This is a genomic window from Pseudomonas viridiflava (assembly GCF_900184295.1).
Lineage (GTDB): Bacteria > Pseudomonadota > Gammaproteobacteria > Pseudomonadales > Pseudomonadaceae > Aquipseudomonas > Aquipseudomonas viridiflava.
Genome location: NZ_LT855380.1, coordinates 3811485 through 3832971, shown reverse-complemented (window position 1 = coordinate 3832971; position 21487 = coordinate 3811485). Strand labels below are relative to the sequence as shown.

The window sequence follows — 21487 nt, the reverse complement described above, 5'->3', positions numbered from 1 at the left end:
ACAAGGAGCATGCATGACTTCTTTCAGCACCGTAGCCCAGGATGCCAAGGCACGGGCCGAACAGTCTTCGACGCGTATTGCGTTTTTCATTGCCGGTTTCAGTGTCGCCTCGTGGGCTCCACTGGTGCCTTATGCCAAACAGCGGATGGGGCTCGACGAGGGCACGCTGGGCCTGTTGCTGCTTTGTCTGGGTGTGGGTTCCATCATCGCCATGCCGCTGGCCGGGGCGCTGGCCGCGCGATTCGGTTGTCGGCGTCTGCTGGTTATCTCGACGCTATTGATTTGTCTGTGCCTGCCGCTACTGGCGACCGTATCGAGTCTGCCGTTATTGATCGCTGTGCTGTTTCTGTTCGGTGCCAGCATGGGCGGCGTGGACTGCACGGCCAACGTGCAGGCAGTGATTGTCGAGCGGGCCAGCGGCAGGACCATGATGTCGGGTTTCCACGGCCTGTTCAGTCTGGGCGGTATCGTCGGCGCGGCCGGTGTCAGCGGTCTGCTGAGCCTGGGCATTTCGCCGTTCGCATCGATGCTGGTCGTGGTCGCTCTGACGCTGCTGGCGCTGGCCAAGGCCGCGCCCAATCTGTTGTCCTATGGCAGTCGCTCTGACGGCCCGGCGTTCGCCATTCCGCATGGCGTGGTGCTGTTCATCGGGCTGCTGTGCTTCACGGTGTTTCTGGCCGAAGGTGCAATGCTGGACTGGAGCGCGGTGTTCCTGACGTCGTTGCGCGGTGTCGAGGCTTCCTACGCCGGACTGGGCTATGCGGTGTTCGCCGCGACCATGACGCTGGGACGGCTGTTCGGCGATGCGATCGTGCGCCGAGTCGGTTCCAACCGGGTGATTATCCTTGGCGGATTGTGCGCAGCGGCAGGTCTGGCCGTGGCCACACTGATTCCGGCCTGGGAAGCGGCGTTGCTGGGGTATGCACTGGTCGGCGCAGGTTGCTCGAACATCGTGCCGGTGTGTTACAGCGCGGTTGGCCGGCAGAAAAGCATGCCGGAAAGCGTGGCAATCCCGGCAATCACTACCGTCGGTTACGCCGGGATTCTGATCGGGCCTGCTGCCATCGGCTTCATCGCCCATGTCAGCAGCCTTGAAATCGCTTTCATGATCGTCGCCGTGATGCTGCTGGGCGTGGCGATCGGCGGGAGCAAATTGAGGACCTGAGCCTCAGAGCCTGCGCGCCATGCCCGACACGCGGATCGAACTGCCGGTCTGCTGTGGTATCTCGGCGCGCAGGCGCGAACGGCTGCCCATGTCCTCGCCCTGCAGAATGTCGATCATCCCGCCGTGTGGCCAGCCGATGTCACGCAGATAGCCCGCCAGTGCCGCCGTGGCCGCGCCAGTCGCCGGGTCTTCGTATATGCCGCCAAAGGCAAACGGATTACGGGTATGGAAAAACTGTTCGCTTTCGGCATAGGCCAGCAGAATCGTGGCCCAGCTTTCGCGGACCATCAGGTCATGCCCGGCCTGTTGGTCGTACTGCATGGCCTTGAGCGTTGCCCGGCTGTTCAACGCCAGAATCAGATGTCCCGCTCCGCCATTGATGTAGGCAGGCGGAATGCGAGCGTCCAGATCGTCATGGCTGTAACCGAACAGCGCCAGTGCTTCGTCCAGCAGTTCCGTACTGACCGGCTTGCTGTGCGTGGCAGGTGATTGCAGCGCAGCCGAGGTCAGCGAGCCCTGGGCATGACCTTCGACGGTGATCTGTGCGTGACTGAGCGTGAGGTTGAACACCCCGTCGCCTTGCTGAGCGGCCAGTGCAGCGCCAAGGGCGATGGTGGCGTGACCGCAGAACGGCACTTCGGCCAACGGCGAAAAATAACGCACTCGCCAGCCACCTTCTACAGGCGCGGCAAATGCGGTTTCGGAGAAACCGACCTCGGCGGCAATCTGCTGCATGACCTGATCGTCAGGCAACGCATCGCCAATCCATACCCCAGCCGGGTTACCGCCTTGATCCCCATCGCTGAACGCAGCCAGTTTGAGTATTTCAGTCGCCATTGTTGCGGGTCCTTTGCCGTTGTCATGGCCTGACAGTGTGCTTCAGATACGAGGCGTTAATCCAACCAGAAATCCTTATCCGGTGCATCTCTGGGCTTGATGGATGACCCGCCCTCAAACCGCCTCGCATTTCGACAGACGTCGTTGCATAACCCGCTCGCGCACTTTGTCGTAGGCCCAGTTGAACAGCATGGTGTAGGGCAGGAACATCAGCAGCAGGCCAATATCCAGCACGAACGCTTCGAACAGGCTGATCGACAGCCACCAGGCGGCCAGCGGGACGACCGCCAGAATCAGACCGCCCTCGAAACCCAGTGCATGCAGCGCACGTGTCATCAGACTCATGGCAAATCCGAACCGGGCGCGCAGACGGTCGAACAGCGCGTTGTAAACCATGTTCCAGAGCATGGCGACGGTGGAGATCATGACCGTCATCGCGCCCATCATGGTCAGCGAGTGGTTCATCAGCCAGGCCAGCAGCGGGGCGACCAGAATCACACCGCCCAACTCGAACAGGCCGGCGTGCAGGATGCGCTCCTTGAGGGATTTGTTCGGTACCTGAGTCTGTTCAGAGGTGTTCGTGAGAGTGCGGCTCATGACGCGTCGGTCCTTTGTGCTCATTCGTGACAGCATTATCATCGGTCTTTTCGTTAAGCTGAAAATCATTACCATCGGTAAAACCGATAGAGGTTGCTCATGAGTTATTCACCCGAAGCGCTTGAAGCCTTCGCCCAGATCGCCGCGCTGGGCTCGTTCAGTGCGGCGGCTCGGCGGCTGGGAAAGAGCCAGTCGACCATCAGCGAAGCGATTGCCCGACTGGAGATCGATCTGGGGCTGGAGCTGTTCGATCGCTCGTCACGTCAGCCGGTGCTGACCGAAGCGGGCAAAGTGATGCTGGGTCGGGTCGATGACGTGTTGTGCGCTGCCGACCGCTTGCGTCGGGCCGCAGGAAGACTGGTCGAGGGCGTCGAGCCGAGGCTGACGCTGGTGTTGTCGGACGCCAACCAGTTTGCCGACTTCGAGCGGTTGATGGCCGAGCTGGACCAGCGCTTCCCGGAGTTGGAGATGGAATGCGTGTTTGCCGAGCATGGCGATGCGATCAGTCTGGTGCAGTCGGGCAGGGCGTCGCTGGGTCTGCTCTCGGCGCAGTCCAGTTACCCGCCCGAAATCGGCCATGCGACCATCGATGAGTGCGCCGATTTCGGTCTGTTCGTGTCGCACAAACATCCGCTGGCCGCGCTGGAACGGGTCAATTACCAGCAACTGGCGCGCTATCGGGCTCTGCGCCTCAACACGCTGGTCGAGCAAAGCATACCCACCGATGACCTGCCCACCAGCGGCCATAGACACTGGTCGGCGCCCAATTACCTGCTGCTGATGGACATGGCCGCATTCGGCTTCGGCTGGTCGGCGTTGCCGCGCTGGCTGGTGTCGCGCTATTCGGGCGGGTTGCTCAAGGAACTCAACGTATCCGGCTGGCCGCGTCGTTCGGCAGTGGATGTGATCTGGTCGTTCCAACGCAGTCTGGGCCCGGCCGGTTCATGGCTGCTGGATTCGCTTGTGCCATTTGCCGGGGAATGAACAGGCCTCAATAGTGAGGCTTCGTGCATCAGGTTCGGAACCGTCTGACATATAACTTCGAGCGTGTCCTTTAGCGTCGTCACCCCTGCATCCCGCAGGTGATAAAACAAAGGACCCCGCATGATTCCCTCCGCACGCCAGGGCGACCTGCACGTCTGCCCGATACCCGGGCACATTCCAACACCCATCGTCAGTGCATCCAGCGATGTGCTCGCCAACGTCATGAACGTCGCGCGGGTCGGCGACGTTTGTGCCTGCGGTGCCGTGATCGTCGCGGGCTTCCCGTCGATTCTGGTCAACGGCCGCCCCATGGCCCATCTGGGCAGCCCCACCAGCCATGGCGGAATGATCGTCGCCGGCAGCCCGGATGTGATGGGTGGCTTCAGTGCGGGTGGTGACGGTGGGGCGCGCGTTGTGGATTTTTCGCGGCTTGGGATGTTGCACGATGATGGTTCCGTGGATGAGGCCAGGCTGGATGCGTTGGTGAATGATCCTGAGTTGTTGGGCAGGGCTGGCAGCGGAGGTCATGAATAAGGTGCTAGGGGTGGGCGTATCGGATTGGGAATGTGGCGTGCGGGTCCATGAATGTTACGGCGGGGCAAATTTCAAATGCCAGTGATCGTTGATATTTTTCATATGCCGGAATTAATGTATGCGGTATAGAAAGCCAGGCCTTGGTTTTAAGTCTGTCTGCTGCATTATGTTTCTAGTCTCTCCTTTGGTCGTGGTCAGTATTATCACCCCCGATGCATGGCTCCATTATCCGGTCGAGGCAAAAAAAACGTTAGGGTTTATCTTGAATACCAATCATCGGATTTACAGAGGGACGCTTTATCCGGGCGAAAGCTCTTTTGATTGGGGCGAAATATTGCGCAATGACGGTTTTTTTATGAGGCTTGAATGGTGGGGGAGCACGGCGGGACGACAGTGCGTTGTAATTACCCCAACACTAAGGGGTACCGATATCTATCTTGATGCCGAAGGCGCTGTCGACACGAGCGCCGGGAGTGGCACTGATCTGGAATTGCTTAAGCCTTGCCCGTATGAGAAAAGTCCATGGTGATTCGCGCCTTTCCGATAGCGGGTCTCCATTTGGTTTGAAGTTGGGGTTGTCCGAGTGCTATTCAAAAAATGTATATGCAACAATCCGAACCACACACGCTGATGGACGCCAGATTCAAATGCCTGATGCTGCTTTCACCTTTCGCGGTGTGGCAAGTATCTACGCCAGATGTGACGCTTCATTACTCTGAAAACGCAACGAGCGAGTTGAGTTATATCTGGAATACCCATCACCGTACCTTCAAACGCCGTTTGCTTCCGGGCGAAACGACGGGTGATTACGGAGCGATTTTTCAGGACGAGGACTTCTTCATGGAGGTTTATTGGTGGGACAGCGGGAACATCAGCGGCTGTGTCCGAATCGATCCCAAGTGGCCTGAGACGCACATCTACCTGAAAGCTGATGGTCGAGTCGATACATCGCCTGCAGGTGGCACGGATGTGGATCGCCTGTATCCGTGCCTCGGGAGCGATGTTTAGCGTACGGAATTGTATTCGCAGGTGTGCCCGGTTTCGTCACGGGGCTCTCTGTCGGTGACCACTGCCATTCGCTACTGAGAGCCTGAAATCAACTGACGAGTTGGCCCTGATCGGGCGGCTTCAGGCCAGATTCGAGCAATGGCCGACTCGTGACCACTTCATAATCGGGTTATAACGGGGTGGAGTTTCCTTCATGAGTGAATCGGACATGGCATTCGACTGGCACAGCGATCTGATTACCCGCGACACCGCAGTAGATGCGCACTATCGAAATACCCAGAACGTACGGCGTTTCATGACCGAACAGTGCGGGCCGCAGTTCAGGTTTGATCGCGCCTTCATGGCCTGGATCATCGACGGCGAACCCAAGCGCATGGGGCAGGTGGTGGACGAGTGGCTGCGCAGGCGTTCGGTGGTTGATTGAAGACCTGTTGTCGCTCTGAAATGTGACGCAGAGCGAGACGGGCGGCATGCCCACGCGGAGCACTCAGCGTTATACACAAGTCCGCAAGACGCGCAAAACCGGGGCCAAAACGAAAGGGACTGACTGAATGCATACCCGTGGGAGGCGGCTTGCCGGCGATGGTGTCCGTTCAGTCACTGATAGGTCGCTTCAGAAAAAGCATCGCCGGCAAGCCGCCTCTTATCAAACAACCTGTAAACCACTGAAGAAACTGGATTTTGTGGGAGCGGACTTGTCCGCGAAAAGGCCAGTACATTCGACGCATATGCGGTGGCTGAAACACTGCATTCGCGGACAAGTCCGCTCTTATCAAACAACCTATAACTTACTGAAGAAACTGGGTTTTGTGGGAGCGGACCGGGCGGCGTTCCGTTTGTCCGCGAAAAGGCCGGTACATCCGACGCATATGCGGTGGCTGAAACACTGCATTCGCGGACAAGTCCGCTCCCACGACGCCCGGTGTTTGATGCGCGACAGCGCTACGTCGAAGACGTGGTGGCGCCTCCCACAGTCCGTGGTCGCCCCGCGTCCGCTTGGGGCGGCGACACGAAGCATCAGGACACCGCTGACTTTTCCAGCCATAAATCGCCTTTAGTTTTGCCAGCGGGCCGTTTTTCTCGTAGCGTGCTCGTGCCGGCCTGTTGAATGGGGAAACGGCAACGACCCTTCTCCCAGGTACAGCCGCTTTGACCCCGACCGAACTGCAACATCTTCAGAGCCGCTTGAAGGCTCTGGAGGACGAAAATGCCCTGCTCAAGGAGCGCCTGAGCGTCAACGGTCGCGAGGCCGAGGATGCGCTGGCGCTGTCTCAGGAGCGCTACCGCTTTTTGTTCGACGCCATGGACGAAGGCTTTTGCGTCATCGAGTTTTTCGACGGCCCTCATGGCCCGCTCAGCGATTACATTCACATCGAGGCCAACCCGGCTTACGAGTACCACGCAGGTATCCCCAACGTGGTCGGCAAGAAACTGCGCGAGATGGTGCGCGAAGAGGCCGATGACTGGGTGAGGTTCTACGGACAGGTGCTGGCGACCGGCGAACCGATCCGCTTCGAACGTGAGCTGGAGGCGACCGGCCGCTATCTGGCGCTGACGGCGTTTCGCATCGAACCGGCCAGCCGCAAACAGGTTGCGGTGCTTTTTCAGGACATCACCGCACGCAAGCGTGCCGAACGTGCGCTGCAACACCTCAACGAAACCCTTGAAGCCCGTGTTGTTGAAGCGGTGGCCGAGCGTAATGTGCTGGCCGATGTGGTCAACGGCACCAACGCGTTCATTCATGTCATCGACTCCAACTATCGCTGGATCGCCATCAATGGCTCGGCGTCACGTGAGTTCGAGCGGCTGTTCGGCGTAAGGCCCAAGGTCGGCGACAGCATGCTGGAGATGCTCAATGATCGGCCCGAGAGCCAAGCCGGTCTGCATCAGCGCTGGGCTCGTGCTCTGTCAGGCGAGGATTTCGCCATCAGCGTCAACTTCAGTGATTCCAATGATCCCGCCAGTCATTTCGAGATGCGCTACAGCAGCTTGCGCAATGCTGACGGCCAGCCGATCGGTGCCTATCTGTTTGCCTACGACGTCAGCGAGCGGCGCCGTGAGCAGGAGCGCCTGACGCAAGCCGAAGAAGCCTTGCGCCAATCGCAGAAAATGGAAGCGGTCGGCCAGTTGACCGGCGGCATCGCCCACGACTTCAACAACCTGCTGACGGGGATCACCGGTTCGCTGGAACTGCTCAAGAATCGTCTCAGCCAGGGCCGTTTCACTGAAATTGACCGTTACGTGGCTGCCGCTCAGGACGCCTCCAAGCGCGCCGCCTCACTGACTCATCGCCTGCTGGCGTTCTCCAGACGGCAGACCCTGGACCCAAAGCCGGTCGATATCAATCGACTCGTGGTGGGCATGGAAGAGTTGATCCGCCGCACGGTCGGGCCGCACATTACCGTGGAAGTCGTGACCTCGGTCGGGCTGTGGTCAACCTTCATCGACGCGCCGCAACTGGAAAACGCGCTGCTGAACCTGTGCATCAACGCCCGGGACGCCATGCCGAGAGGCGGACGGATCACCATTGAAACCGCCAATAAATGGATCGATCAGCGTGGGTCGCAGAGCCGTGACCTTTCGCCCGGCCAGTACCTGTCGCTGTGTGTCAGCGACACCGGCACGGGTATGACGCCCGAGGTGATAAATCGCGCCTTCGATCCGTTCTTCACCACCAAGCCGCTGGGGCAGGGTACCGGTCTCGGCCTGTCGATGGTGTATGGCTTCGTGCGCCAGTCCGGCGGACAGGTGCGGATCTATTCCGAGCCGGATCAGGGCACCACGATGTGCCTCTACCTGCCGCGTCATTATGTGGGTGCACCTGAAGAGGTAGAGACCGTCGAGGCGTCCGAATCGCTGAAAACCCAGAGCCTGCGAACCGTGATGATCGTCGATGACGAGCCCACGATCCGCATGCTCGTGGCCGAAGTGCTTGAAGACCAGGGCTACATTCCCATCGAAGCGGGCGAGGGCGCATCGGCGCTCAAGGTGTTGGAATCCGACAAGCGCATCGATCTGCTGGTGACCGACGTGGGCTTGCCGGGCGGCATGAACGGCCGCCAGCTGGCCGACGCAGCACGGGTCATCCGTCCTGACCTGAAGGTGCTGTTCATCACCGGGTATGCGGAAAACGCCATCATTGGCAACGGCCATCTGGACCCTGGCATGTGGGTGCTGACCAAGCCCTTCACCATGGAGGCACTCGCCAGCCGGATCTACGAAATGATCGAGCGCGAGGACTGACTCCGCGATCTGCCGCCTTCCCGGCTCGCACGTTCCGGTCACTGTAAAATCACGGTGTCCGGAACGTTGCGCCGTTAAGAAAGACTATGAAACTCTGGCGCGCCAACCTTTCGTCGCACGCGCTTGGTTCTTTCGAATCTTTCTATCCGATTGCTGCCTCTCAACCCTTGATGGCGATGATGTTCGCTAAGTCGTCGACTCGTCTCTGACGGTCGTTAGCTGATTTTGCCCAAACAAAACCAAGCTTTACGCCTGAAAGGGGAGAAATCATGTTTCTTCACAATAAACGTTTGCAGTACACGGTTCGTGTCTCTGAGCCCAACCCCGGTTTGGCCAATCTGTTGCTGGAGCAGTTCGGAGGTGCCCAGGGCGAACTGGCTGCCGCCAGCCGCTATTTCACTCAAGCGCTGTCCGAAGACGATCCCGGCCGCAAGGATCTGCTGTTCGACATCGCGACTGAAGAACTGAGCCATCTGGAGGTGGTGGGGTCCATCATTGTCATGCTCAACAAGGGCGCCAAGGGCAAGATTGCCGAGGGCATCCAGGCTGAGGGTGAGTTGTATCGGGAAATCAACGGGGCAGGAAATGACTCGCACATCACCAGCGTGCTCTACGGCGCGGGCGCACCGCTGATCAACTCCGCAGGGGTGCCGTGGACGGCGGCCTACGTCGATACCATCGGCGAGCCGACGGCCGATATGCGCTCCAATATTGCCGCCGAGGCGCGGGCCAAGATCGTCTACGAACGCCTGATGAACGTGACCGATGATCCCGGGGTCAAGGATGCGCTCGGATTTCTGATGACGCGGGAAATAGCCCACCAGCTTTCCTTCGAGAAAGCCCTGCACTCGATTCAGCCGAACTTCCCGCAGGGCAAGTTGCCAGGCATGCCGGAGTTCAGCCGCAAGTACTTCAATATGTCGAACGGCGACGCGAGCCCTCGTGGTCCGTGGAACAGCGACGAGGAGTTCGAATACGTCGAGCATCCGCTTCCCGCCGTCGATGGCGGAGACGGAACGGCGTCGGTCATGCTCAGCGAGGATGATGAAGCCACATTGATGGTCATGAAGCAGCGGACGCAATCTGACCCTTCTGCAGAGGTACCGATCACAGGGGCCGAATTGGGCTCGGGAGAGATGCCTGGCTCTCTGGGGAGCGGCAACGGTCAGGTTTGATCGAGCGGAGTCGATAAAAACTGCTGTCCTGATGGGATGGCAGTTTTCCATCGAGCAGCTAGCCGATGATCGTGTTTCAGCGGGTCGGCATCACCTGAAACTCACCTTTGGACAAGCCTTGCACGTCGTTGCCCATGCTGTCGCGCAGGCTCAGGTCGGCACCCTTGTCGGTCAGCTCCTTGAGCACTTCGGTACGCTTGAACAGTGCCGCGTACATGGCGGCCGTCTGGCCGGCGTTGTTGGTCAGGTTGGCTCCGCAATCGGCCTGTACGAGGCGTTTGGCGATGCTCAGCTCACCCTTGAAAATCGCACCCATCAGGGCGGTATTGCCGCGTTTGTCCTTGGCGCAAGGGTCGGCACCCGCGTCGATCAGGCGTACTACAGAATCTTCATGGCCGTGATATGCCGCGAGAATAAGGCCGGTATAGCCTTGTTCGTCCCGGACATTGACGTCGTAATGCGCTTCGATGAAGGTGTCCAGCATCGGATTGTTGCCTTCCCGCGACGCATCGAAGAACAGTGTGCGCAACTGGCTGGCAGTCTGCTCGGCGGTCAGGTTCTGGGCGGGTGTCGATTGGGCGGGCACGGGTTGCTCGGCATGAGCAACGGCAGTCAACAGCAGCAGTCCGTAAAGAAGGGTTTTCACTGGCGTTCTCCTGGTCTGGCCTGAACCGCCCCGGCTTTCAAGCACCGGGACGGCACATCAGGTCATCAGTCTTTGAGGCTGGCAGCCAACGATTTGACTTTGCCCAGATCGCCCTTGGCCACTTCGGTTACCCGAGTGCCGTAGGTTGGATCGGCCTTGTACAGGTACGACAGCATGATGTTCTTGCTCTCGGTGTCGGTATCGGCCAGCGACTCACCGAAGCTCTGGACCAGGTCGGTCTGCTCTTTCGGGCTGTACGAACGATACAGATCACCGGCCTGCTTGAAGTTCTGCTCACGCGTAATCTTCGCCTGCTGGGTGGTGCCGCTGATTGGCAGCTGGCTGTAGCGTGCGCTGTCCACGGAAGGACGCGGCTCCAGACGGCTTGGCTCGTAGTTGACACCGCTGGTGGTGTGGCCGGAGTTCATCGCACCATCCTGGTTGCCATTATTGATGGCGACTTTAGGCTGGTTGACCGGCAGGCTCAGGCCGTTGGCGCCCAGGCGATACATCTGGGTGTCGGCATAAGAGAACACGCGACCTTGCAGCAGGCGGTCTTCCGACGGCTCGATGCCAGGCACCAGGTTGGCCGGGGCCATGGCGACCTGCTCGGTTTCCTGGAAGAAGTTGTCGACGTTCTTGTTCAGGACCATCTGACCGATTTTCTTCTCGGGGACGTCGGGCCATATCTTGGTAGCGTCCAATGGATCGAAGTCGAACTTGGCCAGTTCTTCAGGCTTGAGCACCTGAATGTAGAGGTCCCATTTCGGGAAATCGCCTTTCTTGATCGCGCCGACCAGATCGTTGGTCAGGTGGCTGTAGTCCTTGGACTGGACCTTGGCGACTTCGTCCGGATCAAGATTCTTGATGCCTTGCAGGGTTTTCCAGTGGAACTTGACGTAGTGCACTTCGCCTTTGGCGTTGACCAGTTTGTAGGCGTGCACACCGTTGCCGTCCATGAAGCGGTAGCCGGCTGGCGTCCCTTCGTTGGAGTAGAGCAGGGTCAGGGTGCGGGTAGCTTCAGGCACGTGGGAGAAGAAGTCGAAGCGACGTGAGTCATTGTCCAGGTTGGTGCGTGGATCAGGTTTGAAAGCATGCACCATGTCCGGGAACTTGATGGCATCGCGGATGAAGAAGGTCGGGAAGTTGTTGCCTACCAGGTCCCAGTTACCGTCTGCCGTGTAGAACTTTGTCGCGAAGCCGTGCGGGTCGCGCAGGGTTTCAGGCGAGTGGTTACCGTGCACCACGGAAGAGAAACGTACGAAGACCGGGGTTTTTTCGCCGGACTTGAAAACGGTCGCCTTGCTCAGGTCGCTGATGTCGGCCGATGCGGTGAACTCGCCTTTCACGCCTGTACCACGGGCATGCACCACACGCTCCGGGATGCGTTCGCGGTCGAAACGCTGCAGTTTCTGCAGCAGTTGAACGTCCTGCAGCAGCACCGGGCCCTGGGCACCTGCTGTCTGGGAGTTCTGGTTGTCCCCGACCGCCGCGCCATTGTCGCGGGTCAGGGTGTCGGCTGCGTAGGCGGCCGGAATGCTGATAAGGCCGACTGCTGTTAAACGAACCATGTTTCTGGACCAGTTTAATAACGGCATTTTGAATCCCTCATATTTTTTTAGTAGGCGACGCCATGTTATGCGCGCGGGAGGAAAGTGGGCGATTATAAAAATCAATCGGGGTGATTGAGATAAATACTGGTGCCGGAAGGGAACCGAGTGTCTGGTTGTCTTGAAAGTAGTGTCGGCCGTTTAAAGGGTAGTGGCATTAAATATTAATTCATGTAGTTCAGTGGCTTTATATTGAGCTACTAATACTATAAGCTTATGATAATTATGGATTTATTAAATTAAACAGTGCCACTATGTACTGCATTTCAGAGGGTGGTTTTTCGGTTAATGAAAACCAGTCGCATTGTTCATAAATAAGGATTTTGGCGTAAAACTTTAAGTTTTAGAACGAGCGTCCCAGAGTAAAGAGCGTTTATTGTTTGGAGTGGTGGCTCATTGATGTTGGTTTTTCATGTCCACAGCTTGCACTAAGAAATAAGCTGTAACAGTTCTGTCGGTAATAACTAAGTCAGACGTTGGCATGGAAACTCCGATTGAAGCTCTCTGGTTCGGCTCACGACCCTGGCGGGTTATCATGTCGCGCCACCTGCCTCAGGCAAGCCTCACCCTCGGAGCCAGACGTTCAATGTCCACTGTCATGCTGTTGCAAAGCCCGCCGCCGGAATTCATTCGAAGCCAGATCCAACAGATGGTGGTCGATTACGTCACCGATATCAGTCTGGTTGCCATCTCGCCGATCAATCCGCTGTATAACCTCTATCAGTACGGGGTCGGTTACGAGGTGCATCTGTACCTCAATGCAATGGACGGCTCCGGCAGCATGGCCGTCGAACTGATCGTAGCCCTGGATGACGAGGACCCGGAAACGGTATTGGGTTTTCTGTTGTATCTGCCGGTGCAGGGCGATCAGGAGGCGTGCGCGGTGACATACCTTGCAGTCAGGGAAAGCCATCGCGGTCAAGGCATCGCGCGCTCGATGCTGGAGAAGATGGTCGGCCGATACCCGCATGCAGAGTTGTACTGCGTGGTCGACAAGGTGCCGTATTTCGAGTCGCTGGGCTTTCAGGTGTTGGGCGCGCGCGGACCGCACGTGATCATGAACACTCGTGATCACGGCACCGAAGGGTTGCTCGCAGTGATGGACATCGCGCCGATCTACAGCTCGGTGGAAGTGCGGCAGATTCACGCCTACCTGCTCAAACAGCACGGAGACAAGGCGATGGCTGATGCCGAGAAAGAACGGGACCGACGCCTTGACCGGATGACGCAGGAGGCGAAGGCCTTTGTCGAGCAGCATCGAGGACAGCATGGGACACAGCAGCCGATTCTGCTTCACTGATCATCAACCACCAGCGTCTGGCGGGGCCCGAATGAGTGTTTCGCAGCATCTTATGCCGATGTGTAATTAATTTTGCGGCGTGTTGAACGTTTGCGAGATGAGTGAAGTCACTATGACATCATTGCTGAGTGCTAAATCATTTCAGCTTAGTCGTCATCCCTCATCTCGCAACGGTCCACCCTATGAATATCCTGCGTCAGTTCAAGTTTTCGACCAAGCTTCTCTCGGCGTTCATCATCTGTGCGCTTATTACACTGGCTGTGGGTGGGTTGGGCATGACGGGCGTGACCCGTCTGGGCAATGCGCTGGAACAGACGTTTTCCAACAATCTGGTTTCGGTCGGCAACACCAATGAAACGCTGACCAGCATGACTGCCCATAACCGTGGCTTGTATCGCCTGCTGGACGCTCAGGACGGCGGTGTATCGGAAACCGACAAGGAGCGTGTTCGCCAGGCACTGGCCGACGACCTGGCTCGCGCTCAGAAAGTGTTTGCCGCTTACCGTGCGACGCCGCTTGAAGACGACGAACGTGTAGCTGGCGATCAGCTTGAGCAGATGTTGCCTGCCTACATTGCGGGTTCGCAGCAAGTGGTCGAGATGATGAGGGCCGGTGATCTGCAGAACGCCAGGACCCGCCTCAACGCCCTGTCCACCGAAGGGTTTGTGAAAATTCGCGCTTATCTGCGCACCATCATCGATTCCAACAACCGCCAGATCAAGGAAGGCGCTGTAGCGGCTGCGGAGCTGAGAAACAAGTCCGTGATGATGCTGGAAATCGGCGTCGTGATCGCGTTCATCGTGGCGATTCTGCTGGGCATCTTCATCACCCGCATGATTACCCGTCCGCTGGCAGTTGCCGTGGTCAGCGCCCAACGCATCGCTGGCGGTGACCTGACCCAGCCGATCGTCTCCACCAGTAGCGATGAAGCCGGGCTGTTGCTCGATGCCCTGTCGAACATGCAGGACGGTTTGAAAGGCACCATTCAACAGATTGCCAGTGCTTCCGATCAATTGGCCTCGGCGGCGGAAGAATTGAGTGCTGTGACCAACGAGAGCACCCGTGGGCTGACGCGTCAGAACGATGAAATCCAGCAGGCGGCGACGGCCGTCAATCAGATGACGGCCGCCGTTGAAGAAGTGGCGCGCAATGCTGTGTCGACTTCTGAAGCCTCGAAGACCGCAACCGAAGATGCTGTGGATGGTCGCGGACAGGTGGATCACACCGTCAAGGGCATCACCACCATGGTGCATGAGATCACCGAGTCGACCGAGGCGGTTTCCGAGCTGGCCGGGCATGTGCGCGAGATCAGCAAGGTGCTGGACGTGATCCGCAGCATTGCCGAACAGACCAACCTGCTGGCACTCAACGCGGCCATCGAAGCTGCACGAGCAGGCGAGCAGGGTCGCGGTTTTGCGGTGGTGGCCGACGAGGTGCGCGCACTGGCTCATCGCACCCAGGCGTCGACTGTGGAAATCGAAGGCATGATCAGCACCGTACAGTCGGGTGCCGACGGCGCCGTGGCAGCCATGGGCAAGAGCCTGTCGCTGGCCACTCATACTCAGGAACAGGCCCTGCGCGCCGGTACTGCGCTGGAGAAAATCACTCAGGGTGTCGCGACCATCAACGAGCGCAATCTGGTGATCGCCTCGGCGTCGGAAGAACAGGCCCAGGTGGCCCGCGAAGTGGACCGCAACCTGCTGAACATTCAGGACCTCTCGACCCAGAGCGCGGCCGGTGCCGACCAGACCAATGCATCGAGTCAGGAGCTTTCGCGACTGGCGACGTCCTTCAATGGAATGGTGGCGAAGTTCAAGCTCTGATGGGGCAGATACCTCGGCTCCCGCTGAAGAAATGCACTATCTGCTGCATCTGATGCGGGTGGCGCCTCCCACAGTTGGATATCTGTGCAAGAACACCATTTTCCCAGCCGCTACGGTTCTCTGCCTGCCTGATCGCAATAATCCCGGCACCGTCCGCAAAAAGCAGTTGCATCTCACCGGGTCAGGTCGCGCATGATAGGCGCACTCAATCCGTCGGAGATTTTCATGGGGTCCATCACGTCCGTCCTGCGCGTAGCGGTACTGTCACTCGGGGTTCTTGTCGCCCAGTCGGCTCTGGCCTCTGACGAGACGCAACTGATTGACTCGCTCAATGCCTGGCGCGGTCAGGTGCAGCGCTGTGGTGATCAGGTGTCCATGGAGCTGCCGCCGCTGGTCAGTGACCCGCGTCTGATCCTGCCCGCCAGTGGCGGGGTGGACCTGCAACAGGCACTGTCGCGCGCGTCCTATCCGATGGTCACCGTGCAGGCCATCAGCCTTTCCGGGCCGCGTGATGCGGCGTCGGCGCTGAAGGCCGTGCAGGAAAGCTTCTGCAAGGTTGTGCTCGATCCGCAGTTCATCGATATCGGCGTGAGCCGCGAAGGGCAGGATTGGCGCATTGTGCTGGCGCGCTCGCTGGTCGCGGCGCGTCTGGGAGACTGGCAGGCCGAAGGTCAGAAGGTCCTGGAGATGATCAACGTCGCTCGCACTACGCCACGCCAATGCGGGACACAGGCGTTTCCTGCCACCACACCGCTGGCCTGGAACGCCACGCTGGGTACGGCGGCTCAAGCTCATTCCCAGTCCATGGCCAACAACAATTTCTTCGATCACAAGGACCGGGAAGGGCGCATGCCCGGTGATCGGGCGGAGCTGGCTGGCTACATCGGTCAGCAGGTGGGCGAAAACATCGCTGCCGGTCAGGACACTGCACGCAAGGTGGTGGATGGCTGGCTGGCGAGCCCCGGACATTGCGCGAACCTGATGAATGCCGGGTTCCGTGAACTGGGGGCGGCTTATGCAACCGATCCCAAGAGCGATGCAGGCATCTACTGGACCGCAATGTTCGGCACGCAGCAGTGAAAGCCTTCACTCGCTGCGTGCACGTAGCTGACGTTTAGAAGCGGAACGCCTGACGGCCGATCAGCAGCCATTGGCCGTTCTGCTTTTGCCAGATCTGGAAGTTCTCGATTTCGGTCGGCACCACCTTGCCACTGTTCACGGCCTGAGCCGAGAAGTGATTGCGCACCAGCGCGACATCGCCAGACATGGTGATCTTCTGGTTAAGCATCTTCAGGTCATTGAAGGCACTCTTGCCGGTTTCAATGTCGGCAATGAACGCCTGCTTGTCCTGAATGTTGCCGCTGGAATGCCCGTAGGTGAGGTTGTCGGCGGTCAGCGCCTGAAGCTGCGCTATGTCCTTGTGCCACATGGCCTGGGTCAGCTTGTCCACCGCCTGTGCCACATCAGCCTCATCGGACGGCGCGGCGACGACGTAGCCAGTGAACAGGCAGACAAATCCTACGAGCAGTTTGAGCTTTCTCATGTGCATTCCTTTTTATTGTCATTGTTGGGTGGCCAGAACATGCGCTTGGCATGGCATGGCCTGACAGACAGCATGTTCGTCTGTCGTCGTACAACTTAGACGAGGGGCGTATTTCTGACAAGTAGAGGCTGCTTGCAGACTGAACGATGAGCAGGAAGAGGCTGGAGCGAGGGGAGAGGCCGGGAACCAGGTTCCCGGCCAAAGGGGTCAGACGACGCGGAACTGTTTGGTCAGGCGGCTGAGGTCAGCGGCCAGCTTGGTCAGCTCAGCTGTGGCAATGGCGGTCTGGCTGGAGCCTTCGGAGGTCTGGCTGGACAGGTCGCGAATGCTGACCAGACTGCGGTCCACTTCACGCGCCACTTGAGCCTGTTGCTCGGCAGCGGTGGCGATCATCAGGTTGCGTTCGTTGATCTGGCTGATCGAGTCAGTGATATCGAGCAGTGCCTTGCCTGCGCCATTGGCCATGTCCAGGGTCTTCTGAGCCTGGAAGCTGGTCTGCTCCATGGCGGTCACCGCATTGCCGGTGCCGGATTGAATCGAACTGACCATCTGCTCGATCTCCCGGGTCGACTGCTGGGTGCGGTGAGCAAGCGCGCGCACTTCATCCGCGACCACAGCAAAGCCTCGACCCGCCTCACCGGCGCGTGCGGCTTCGATGGCAGCGTTGAGCGCCAGCAGGTTGGTCTGCTCTGCGATTGCGCGGATCACGTCCAGCACTTTGCTGATATCGGTTGCCATGACCGCCAGACCCTGGACCTCTGTCGAGGTGACTTGAACCTTGGACACCATCAGGTTGATCGCTGAAACCGTTTCATCGACCTGAGCACGTCCGGCCATGGCTGCGGTGCTGGATTGCGATGTCACTTGCGAGGCAGAGGCCGCGTTGCTGGCCACTTCCTCGACCGCAGCACTCATCTCGTTGACCGCCGTTGCAGCCATTTCGATTTCATTGCTCTGACGCAGGATGGTGCGCGATGCATCCTCGGTCACGGCATGCATTTCTTCGGAGGTGGCCGCCAGTTGAGTCGACGAGTCGCCGATCAGGGTCAGCGCACTGCGCAGATTGGTCTGCATGGTCGCCAGTGCGGCGATCAGCTTGGCCGCTTCGTCGCTGCCCTGAACCGTGATGTTCTTGCTCAGGTCGTTGGCGGCAATGCGTTCGGCTATTTTCAGTGATTCGCCAATGGGGCCGGTCAGGCTGCGGGTATAGAGCCAGGCAAGAATCAGCGTGGTAGCAACGCCCACAGCGATGAAAATGCCAACCAGCCACAGTGTCTGACTGTAAGCCGATTCAGCGGTATCACCGGCTCTCTCGGCTTTTTTGTCGTTGATGCCGATCAGGTTCTTGAGCGAGGACTCAACCTGATCCGCAGCACTTTTCATCTCGTTATTCGATATGGCGACTGCGGTGTCCAGGTCTCCTGCGGCGACAGAGGCCAGATAACGGTCCTGATTGACCTGATAGTCGGCGTTGGCTTTGTTGAGTGCGTCGAATGCTTCGCGCCCTTGTGGCGTTACGATCAGTTTGCTCAGCGAGTTCGAATAGTCGGCGATCAGGACTCGCGCCTGTTTGATGTCGCTCAAGGCCTTGGTCCGACGATCCTGCGGCTCCAGCGGATTGCGCAGGCGGGCGTTGTTACCCCGGATACCGACAAATTCACGGTCCAGCATACCGAGCAATTTCACGCTGGGCAGCACATTGGTTTCGATGAATTTTTCCGCTTCGTTGAGAATCGCGGCTTGTCGCAACGAAAGCAGTCCCAGGGCGACAATCATGAGGCAGAACAAACCGAAGCATAAAGCCGAGCGAGGTGCGAGGTTGAGTTTGCGCAAAAACATGTGCCTTCTCCATGGGTGATTAGAAAGCCTATCGCCTGCATGGAGCTTTTCTTGATGACAAGTGCAATATAAGGCGCTCCGCGCATCGGTAAAGCCCAGCGGCTGGAGATGCGCGGTCTCTGGAAAAGATCGCCTGAAGCGTCAGGCAGAGGGGTAGTCAGCTATGCGTGGCGGCAACTCAACGTTGGCCCATGCCCAGCAGGAAGGTTTCCACCGCCCGATCTACCATGGTGCGAATCTGCTCGCAGCTCAGTGGCTGCGGGCTTTGCTGATAGAGTCGGATTTCGGTTTCTGCGGTCAGCAGCGAAGTCAGTTGAAGTGCTGCAAGGTCAGGGTCGATTTTGCGAAGTTGTCCGTTCTGCATGGCCTGGGCCATTAGAGTGGAGATGGTTTGCATGCACTGGCGTGGCCCGGATTCATAGAACATCATGCCGATTTCAGATCGACCCGACTCGGCGACCACCATGCGATACACGTCCAGCGCTGTGTTGTCGTTGATCAGCATTGCCAGCATTCGCTCGCCAAAACGGCTGAGCAATCCCCTGAGGTCAAGAGCCTTTTCGCTGTAGGTCGCAAGTTCTGATACTGCCTCTGCCAGGTGAGCCGTGGCATGTCGATTCACAACAGCGATGAAGAGATCTTCTTTTGACGGGAAGTAGCTGTAGATCGTTGCCTTGGAACCGCCCATTCGTTTGGTGACTTCGTTCATCGACGTGCGCTCGTAGCCCATTTCGAGGAAAACGCTGGCTGCCGCATCAATGATGGCTTCACGGCGAGCTTCGGTACGCACCTTCATTTAAATCCTCAATCCTTCAGGGAATCTTCGTTTGTCTGTGTAACGCAAATTAACATGGACTAAAACTGAACCGTTCGGTACGATTTATTCCGTCTCCGTGGAGCTTACTGGAAACGAAGCCTCAAATAAACGCCGCCGCATCAATGCCGAGCCGGCAGATGCCTGAGCCCCAAAGCTTCTGGCCCCTACTACCGTGTTGACCGAATCGTGGAGTGAGCAGACCTGTGAACATCATCGACTTCAAGAAGCCTCGCAACCCATCCGTTCGTGAAGTGGCGATTGCCAGGGCACCGTTGCTGGAGAAAGTCCTGTCGATCACGTTGAAGACGGATGCGCCTACGCTCATGGGAATCTGCAGCGATGGCCTGCGCAGCAACAGCTCCATCATCGGCGGCGAGTTCGAAGGTGAAAGCATTCGGGGTTCGGTGCTGCCAGGCGGCAGTGATTTCTTTGTCGAGCTGTCGAGCGAACTTGCCTTTTTCAACGCACGCTTCACGTTGCGAACCCGGACGGGCGAGTTGATCAATGTCGAGAACAAAGGGGTTCTTGTCATGGACGAAGTCGGGCAGGACCAGCTTCAGAACGGGGTATGGCCCATTTCCGACGGGCACTATCAATGCACCTGCACACCGCAGTTTCAGGTGCCACTGGGGCCAAACGACTGGCTGGAGAAAAGCGTGTTCATCGGCAAGGTCGACTATCTGTTCTATAACGAGAAGGTGATGAACATCTACCGGATCAAGTACTGAGCAGGTTCTTGTATCGGGTCGTCTTCAGCCCCTCCGACTGAATGCATACCCCGTGTAGACGGTTCGTCGGCGATGGCGTCCCTTCAGTCACCGATATGTCGCTTCACAAGACGCATCGCCGGCAAGCCGCCTCCCACAGTCCCCTGGTTGCAGCAAAACTTATGTATAACCATGAGTGGCCAGCCCGAGGTGCAGCTCCCACTTTTTCACCCCTTCGCCTTACTCCGTCCTGCGCCGTCTCTTTGCTCCGAAGAGCAGGCACGCCTGAAACAAATTGGTTACAATCCCGGTCGCGATAGCACAGTGCTATCTCTGCTTGCATGCCATGGACCGGCTACGCCCGTGGCATGCCATCAATATTTGCTTCGGGTGCCGTCTGGTGCGACACCTTCAAGGACGTTAAATGAACAAGCTGCAGTACGCCGCCATCGCACTGATGGGGTTGGTGTTGACCGGGTGTGTCTCCTTTGTGCCCGCAGGGCCCATTGGTCTTCCGGTCAAGGCCGTCGAGAATACGTTGCCGGTCGGGGCAATGATCAAGGATGTGAAGATCACTGATCCGGCCATCGATGAACTTCAGAAGCGAAACATCAGTTCACAGCTAACGGCGCAGATCGGCGCCCACGTCGAGCGTGGCGAGTATTTCCAGAAGATGATCGTTTTCCCGGCAAAACTGGGCGAAAAGGATGTCGAGCTGGCTTTCAATTTCACTTCTCTCAAAGGCAAGCGTACGCCACACCCGGCGTATTTCCCCGGCGCTCTGTTGACGCTGACGATCTGGATCTGGGTCAACGGTCCGATCTACGTCGATACCTATGATCTGGCGGCGGAACTGCGTATCAACGACAGCCATGGCAAGCAGTTGGCGCTTTCGCAAAAGACGTTCAAGCGCGACGTGAACACCGGGCTCTGGGACCGCGATTATTTCAACCCTTCGATGGGGGCCAATCAACTGACTGAACTGGTTGAAACGCTGCTTGTAGATGCCACCGGCCAATTGCCTCGTTGAAAGGGATATTTCGAATGAACAAGTTTTTGATGCTGTTGGCTGTGCTGTTTTCACTGTCGTTGCAAGGTTGCATGACCTATTCGCACCATGAGTTGGCGCAGGCTTCGCAATGGCCTCCTGCAACATCGACCAAGGTCAAACCATCGGCCTATCTCAAGGTGCAGGCCGAATATGCGTTGAACGAAGATCGCGCCAATAGCGGCACTAACATCGCTGCGCTGGAAAAGCTGTTGAAAGAAGAGCTGCAGGGCAGTCAGCGTTTCAGCAAAGTGAGCGTCGAGCGGGAGCCCTCCGATCTCTACGTCACGGCAACCCTGCGCAATCACGAAGAGGGCAGCCTTGGCCTGGCATTCCTGACCGGCTTCACGTTTTTCCTGATCCCCAACAAGGTCGACAACACCCTGTCGCTGGAACTCACCTTCCGCGATGGCGAGGGCAAGAAACTGGGGCAAGTCAGCAAGCAGGAAAAACTCACCACCTGGATGCACCTGGTGCTGATCTTTGCCCTGCCGTTCAATGAGTCGAGCGACAAGGTCATCAGGGATCTGGCGCGCAGCGCGCTTGAAGACGCCGCGGGTAAAGGTCTTATCTGAGCAGGTTGAAAGGGCTGGAGCTGCTCCAGCCCTTTC

At 58.2% G+C, this 21487-nt stretch carries 19 protein-coding genes and 2 pseudogenes; 14 read left to right on the top strand and 7 right to left on the bottom strand.

Annotated elements, in window-relative coordinates:
* Nucleotides 1-13: 13 nt before the first annotated feature.
* Nucleotides 14-1165 carry an MFS transporter gene (locus CFBP1590_RS17220; RefSeq protein ID WP_029242235.1) on the top strand — a complete coding sequence of 384 codons (1152 nt, stop codon included), beginning with the start codon at nucleotides 14-16 and terminating at the stop codon, nucleotides 1163-1165.
* A 3-nt stretch (nucleotides 1166-1168) separates the two neighbouring features.
* Here the strand turns inward: CFBP1590_RS17220 and CFBP1590_RS17215 are convergent, their stop codons facing one another.
* Together CFBP1590_RS17215 and CFBP1590_RS17210 are read right to left on the bottom strand one after the other, a co-directional pair.
* Nucleotides 1169-2002: a PhzF family protein gene (locus CFBP1590_RS17215; protein ID WP_088235574.1), complete on the bottom strand. Its 834-nt coding sequence runs from the start codon at nucleotides 2000-2002 to the stop codon at nucleotides 1169-1171.
* Nucleotides 2003-2116: 114 nt separating this feature from the next.
* The gene (locus tag CFBP1590_RS17210) at nucleotides 2117-2599 is read right to left on the bottom strand and encodes a multidrug/biocide efflux PACE transporter (protein WP_088235573.1); all 483 of its coding nucleotides are present in this window, start codon (nucleotides 2597-2599) and stop codon (nucleotides 2117-2119) included.
* A gap of 99 nt (nucleotides 2600-2698) precedes the next feature.
* Here CFBP1590_RS17210 and CFBP1590_RS17205 point away from each other — a divergent pair, with 99 nt between their 5' ends.
* The 6 genes and pseudogenes from CFBP1590_RS17205 to CFBP1590_RS17175 all read left to right on the top strand — a co-directional run bounded on the left by CFBP1590_RS17205 (nucleotide 2699) and on the right by CFBP1590_RS17175 (nucleotide 9543).
* The gene (locus CFBP1590_RS17205; protein ID WP_029242238.1) at nucleotides 2699-3583 is read left to right on the top strand and encodes a LysR family transcriptional regulator; all 885 of its coding nucleotides are present in this window, start codon (nucleotides 2699-2701) and stop codon (nucleotides 3581-3583) included.
* 120 nt (nucleotides 3584-3703) lie between these two features.
* Nucleotides 3704-4108, top strand: a pseudogene (locus CFBP1590_RS17200) (PAAR domain-containing protein); the annotation flags it as partial.
* 639 nt (nucleotides 4109-4747) lie between these two features.
* Entirely contained in the window at nucleotides 4748-5125 is a 378-nt protein-coding gene (locus CFBP1590_RS17190; protein ID WP_029242240.1) for a hypothetical protein, read from the top strand.
* Between the two features lie 208 nt (nucleotides 5126-5333).
* The gene (locus tag CFBP1590_RS17185) at nucleotides 5334-5549 is read left to right on the top strand and encodes a DUF6434 domain-containing protein (RefSeq protein ID WP_029242241.1); all 216 of its coding nucleotides are present in this window, start codon (nucleotides 5334-5336) and stop codon (nucleotides 5547-5549) included.
* Nucleotides 5550-6274: 725 nt separating this feature from the next.
* On the top strand, nucleotides 6275-8368 hold the full coding sequence (locus CFBP1590_RS17180) for a PAS domain-containing protein (RefSeq protein WP_162999711.1): 2094 nt from the start codon (nucleotides 6275-6277) through the stop codon (nucleotides 8366-8368).
* Between the two features lie 269 nt (nucleotides 8369-8637).
* Nucleotides 8638-9543, top strand: coding sequence for a manganese catalase family protein (locus CFBP1590_RS17175; RefSeq protein ID WP_088235571.1), 906 nt, complete (start codon nucleotides 8638-8640; stop codon nucleotides 9541-9543).
* 76 nt (nucleotides 9544-9619) lie between these two features.
* Here CFBP1590_RS17175 and CFBP1590_RS17170 read toward each other — a convergent pair whose 3' ends face one another.
* Together CFBP1590_RS17170 and katB are read right to left on the bottom strand one after the other, a co-directional pair.
* Nucleotides 9620-10189 carry an ankyrin repeat domain-containing protein gene (locus CFBP1590_RS17170; protein WP_088235570.1) on the bottom strand — a complete coding sequence of 190 codons (570 nt, stop codon included), beginning with the start codon at nucleotides 10187-10189 and terminating at the stop codon, nucleotides 9620-9622.
* 65 nt (nucleotides 10190-10254) lie between these two features.
* A complete protein-coding gene (gene katB / locus CFBP1590_RS17165; protein WP_043304355.1) occupies nucleotides 10255-11760 on the bottom strand; it encodes a catalase KatB in 1506 nt (501 codons plus the stop codon).
* 625 nt (nucleotides 11761-12385) lie between these two features.
* Between katB and CFBP1590_RS17160 the strand changes: the two genes are divergently transcribed.
* From CFBP1590_RS17160 to CFBP1590_RS17145, 4 genes and pseudogenes are all read left to right on the top strand, one after another.
* Nucleotides 12386-13099, top strand: a complete 714-nt coding sequence (locus CFBP1590_RS17160) for a GNAT family N-acetyltransferase (protein ID WP_088235569.1) — start codon at nucleotides 12386-12388, stop codon at nucleotides 13097-13099.
* A 182-nt stretch (nucleotides 13100-13281) separates the two neighbouring features.
* Nucleotides 13282-14064, top strand: a pseudogene (locus CFBP1590_RS28530) (MCP four helix bundle domain-containing protein); the annotation flags it as partial.
* Nucleotides 14059-14922 carry a methyl-accepting chemotaxis protein gene (locus tag CFBP1590_RS28525; protein WP_374729066.1) on the top strand — a complete coding sequence of 288 codons (864 nt, stop codon included), beginning with the start codon at nucleotides 14059-14061 and terminating at the stop codon, nucleotides 14920-14922. The pseudogene CFBP1590_RS28530 and the gene CFBP1590_RS28525, both read left to right, overlap by 6 nt.
* Nucleotides 14923-15147: 225 nt before the next feature.
* Nucleotides 15148-16002 (top strand): CAP domain-containing protein, encoded by an 855-nt coding sequence (locus CFBP1590_RS17145; RefSeq protein ID WP_043304541.1) that lies wholly within the window; start codon nucleotides 15148-15150, stop codon nucleotides 16000-16002.
* Nucleotides 16003-16036: 34 nt separating this feature from the next.
* On the opposite strand, the gene CFBP1590_RS17140 is transcribed toward CFBP1590_RS17145, so the two are convergent.
* From CFBP1590_RS17140 to CFBP1590_RS17130, 3 genes are all read right to left on the bottom strand, one after another.
* The gene (locus CFBP1590_RS17140; protein WP_004887223.1) at nucleotides 16037-16465 is read right to left on the bottom strand and encodes a nuclear transport factor 2 family protein; all 429 of its coding nucleotides are present in this window, start codon (nucleotides 16463-16465) and stop codon (nucleotides 16037-16039) included.
* A gap of 207 nt (nucleotides 16466-16672) precedes the next feature.
* Nucleotides 16673-18304 carry a methyl-accepting chemotaxis protein gene (locus tag CFBP1590_RS17135; protein WP_088235567.1) on the bottom strand — a complete coding sequence of 544 codons (1632 nt, stop codon included), beginning with the start codon at nucleotides 18302-18304 and terminating at the stop codon, nucleotides 16673-16675.
* Between the two features lie 178 nt (nucleotides 18305-18482).
* Nucleotides 18483-19100, bottom strand: a complete 618-nt coding sequence (locus tag CFBP1590_RS17130) for a TetR/AcrR family transcriptional regulator (protein ID WP_029243784.1) — start codon at nucleotides 19098-19100, stop codon at nucleotides 18483-18485.
* A 224-nt stretch (nucleotides 19101-19324) separates the two neighbouring features.
* Between CFBP1590_RS17130 and CFBP1590_RS17125 the strand changes: the two genes are divergently transcribed.
* The 3 genes from CFBP1590_RS17125 (at nucleotide 19325) to CFBP1590_RS17115 (ending at nucleotide 21451) form a co-directional block, all read left to right on the top strand.
* Nucleotides 19325-19849: a DUF3237 domain-containing protein gene (locus tag CFBP1590_RS17125; RefSeq protein WP_004887217.1), complete on the top strand. Its 525-nt coding sequence runs from the start codon at nucleotides 19325-19327 to the stop codon at nucleotides 19847-19849.
* 403 nt (nucleotides 19850-20252) lie between these two features.
* Complete coding sequence (locus CFBP1590_RS17120; protein ID WP_004887216.1) at nucleotides 20253-20858, top strand: hypothetical protein; 606 nt, start codon at nucleotides 20253-20255, stop codon at nucleotides 20856-20858.
* Nucleotides 20859-20872: 14 nt separating this feature from the next.
* The gene (locus tag CFBP1590_RS17115; protein WP_029243783.1) at nucleotides 20873-21451 is read left to right on the top strand and encodes a hypothetical protein; all 579 of its coding nucleotides are present in this window, start codon (nucleotides 20873-20875) and stop codon (nucleotides 21449-21451) included.
* The last annotated feature ends 36 nt before the right edge of the window (nucleotides 21452-21487 follow it).

Excerpts from the sequence above, each read along its gene's own strand:
- CFBP1590_RS17220 (WP_029242235.1), top strand. The coding sequence starts at position 14 with ATGACTTCTTTCAGCACCGTAGCCCAGGATGCCAAGGCACGGGCCGAA.
- CFBP1590_RS17215 (WP_088235574.1), bottom strand. The coding sequence starts at position 2,002 with ATGGCGACTGAAATACTCAAACTGGCTGCGTTCAGCGATGGGGATCAA.
- CFBP1590_RS17210 (WP_088235573.1), bottom strand. The coding sequence starts at position 2,599 with ATGAGCCGCACTCTCACGAACACCTCTGAACAGACTCAGGTACCGAAC.
- CFBP1590_RS17205 (WP_029242238.1), top strand. The coding sequence starts at position 2,699 with ATGAGTTATTCACCCGAAGCGCTTGAAGCCTTCGCCCAGATCGCCGCG.
- CFBP1590_RS17190 (WP_029242240.1), top strand. The coding sequence starts at position 4,748 with ATGGACGCCAGATTCAAATGCCTGATGCTGCTTTCACCTTTCGCGGTG.
- CFBP1590_RS17185 (WP_029242241.1), top strand. The coding sequence starts at position 5,334 with ATGGCATTCGACTGGCACAGCGATCTGATTACCCGCGACACCGCAGTA.
- CFBP1590_RS17175 (WP_088235571.1), top strand. The coding sequence starts at position 8,638 with ATGTTTCTTCACAATAAACGTTTGCAGTACACGGTTCGTGTCTCTGAG.
- katB (WP_043304355.1), bottom strand. The coding sequence starts at position 11,760 with ATGGTTCGTTTAACAGCAGTCGGCCTTATCAGCATTCCGGCCGCCTAC.
- CFBP1590_RS17160 (WP_088235569.1), top strand. The coding sequence starts at position 12,386 with ATGTCCACTGTCATGCTGTTGCAAAGCCCGCCGCCGGAATTCATTCGA.
- CFBP1590_RS28525 (WP_374729066.1), top strand. The coding sequence starts at position 14,059 with ATGCAGGACGGTTTGAAAGGCACCATTCAACAGATTGCCAGTGCTTCC.
- CFBP1590_RS17145 (WP_043304541.1), top strand. The coding sequence starts at position 15,148 with ATGGGGTCCATCACGTCCGTCCTGCGCGTAGCGGTACTGTCACTCGGG.
- CFBP1590_RS17140 (WP_004887223.1), bottom strand. The coding sequence starts at position 16,465 with ATGAGAAAGCTCAAACTGCTCGTAGGATTTGTCTGCCTGTTCACTGGC.
- CFBP1590_RS17135 (WP_088235567.1), bottom strand. The coding sequence starts at position 18,304 with ATGTTTTTGCGCAAACTCAACCTCGCACCTCGCTCGGCTTTATGCTTC.
- CFBP1590_RS17130 (WP_029243784.1), bottom strand. The coding sequence starts at position 19,100 with ATGAAGGTGCGTACCGAAGCTCGCCGTGAAGCCATCATTGATGCGGCA.
- CFBP1590_RS17120 (WP_004887216.1), top strand. The coding sequence starts at position 20,253 with ATGAACAAGCTGCAGTACGCCGCCATCGCACTGATGGGGTTGGTGTTG.
- CFBP1590_RS17115 (WP_029243783.1), top strand. The coding sequence starts at position 20,873 with ATGAACAAGTTTTTGATGCTGTTGGCTGTGCTGTTTTCACTGTCGTTG.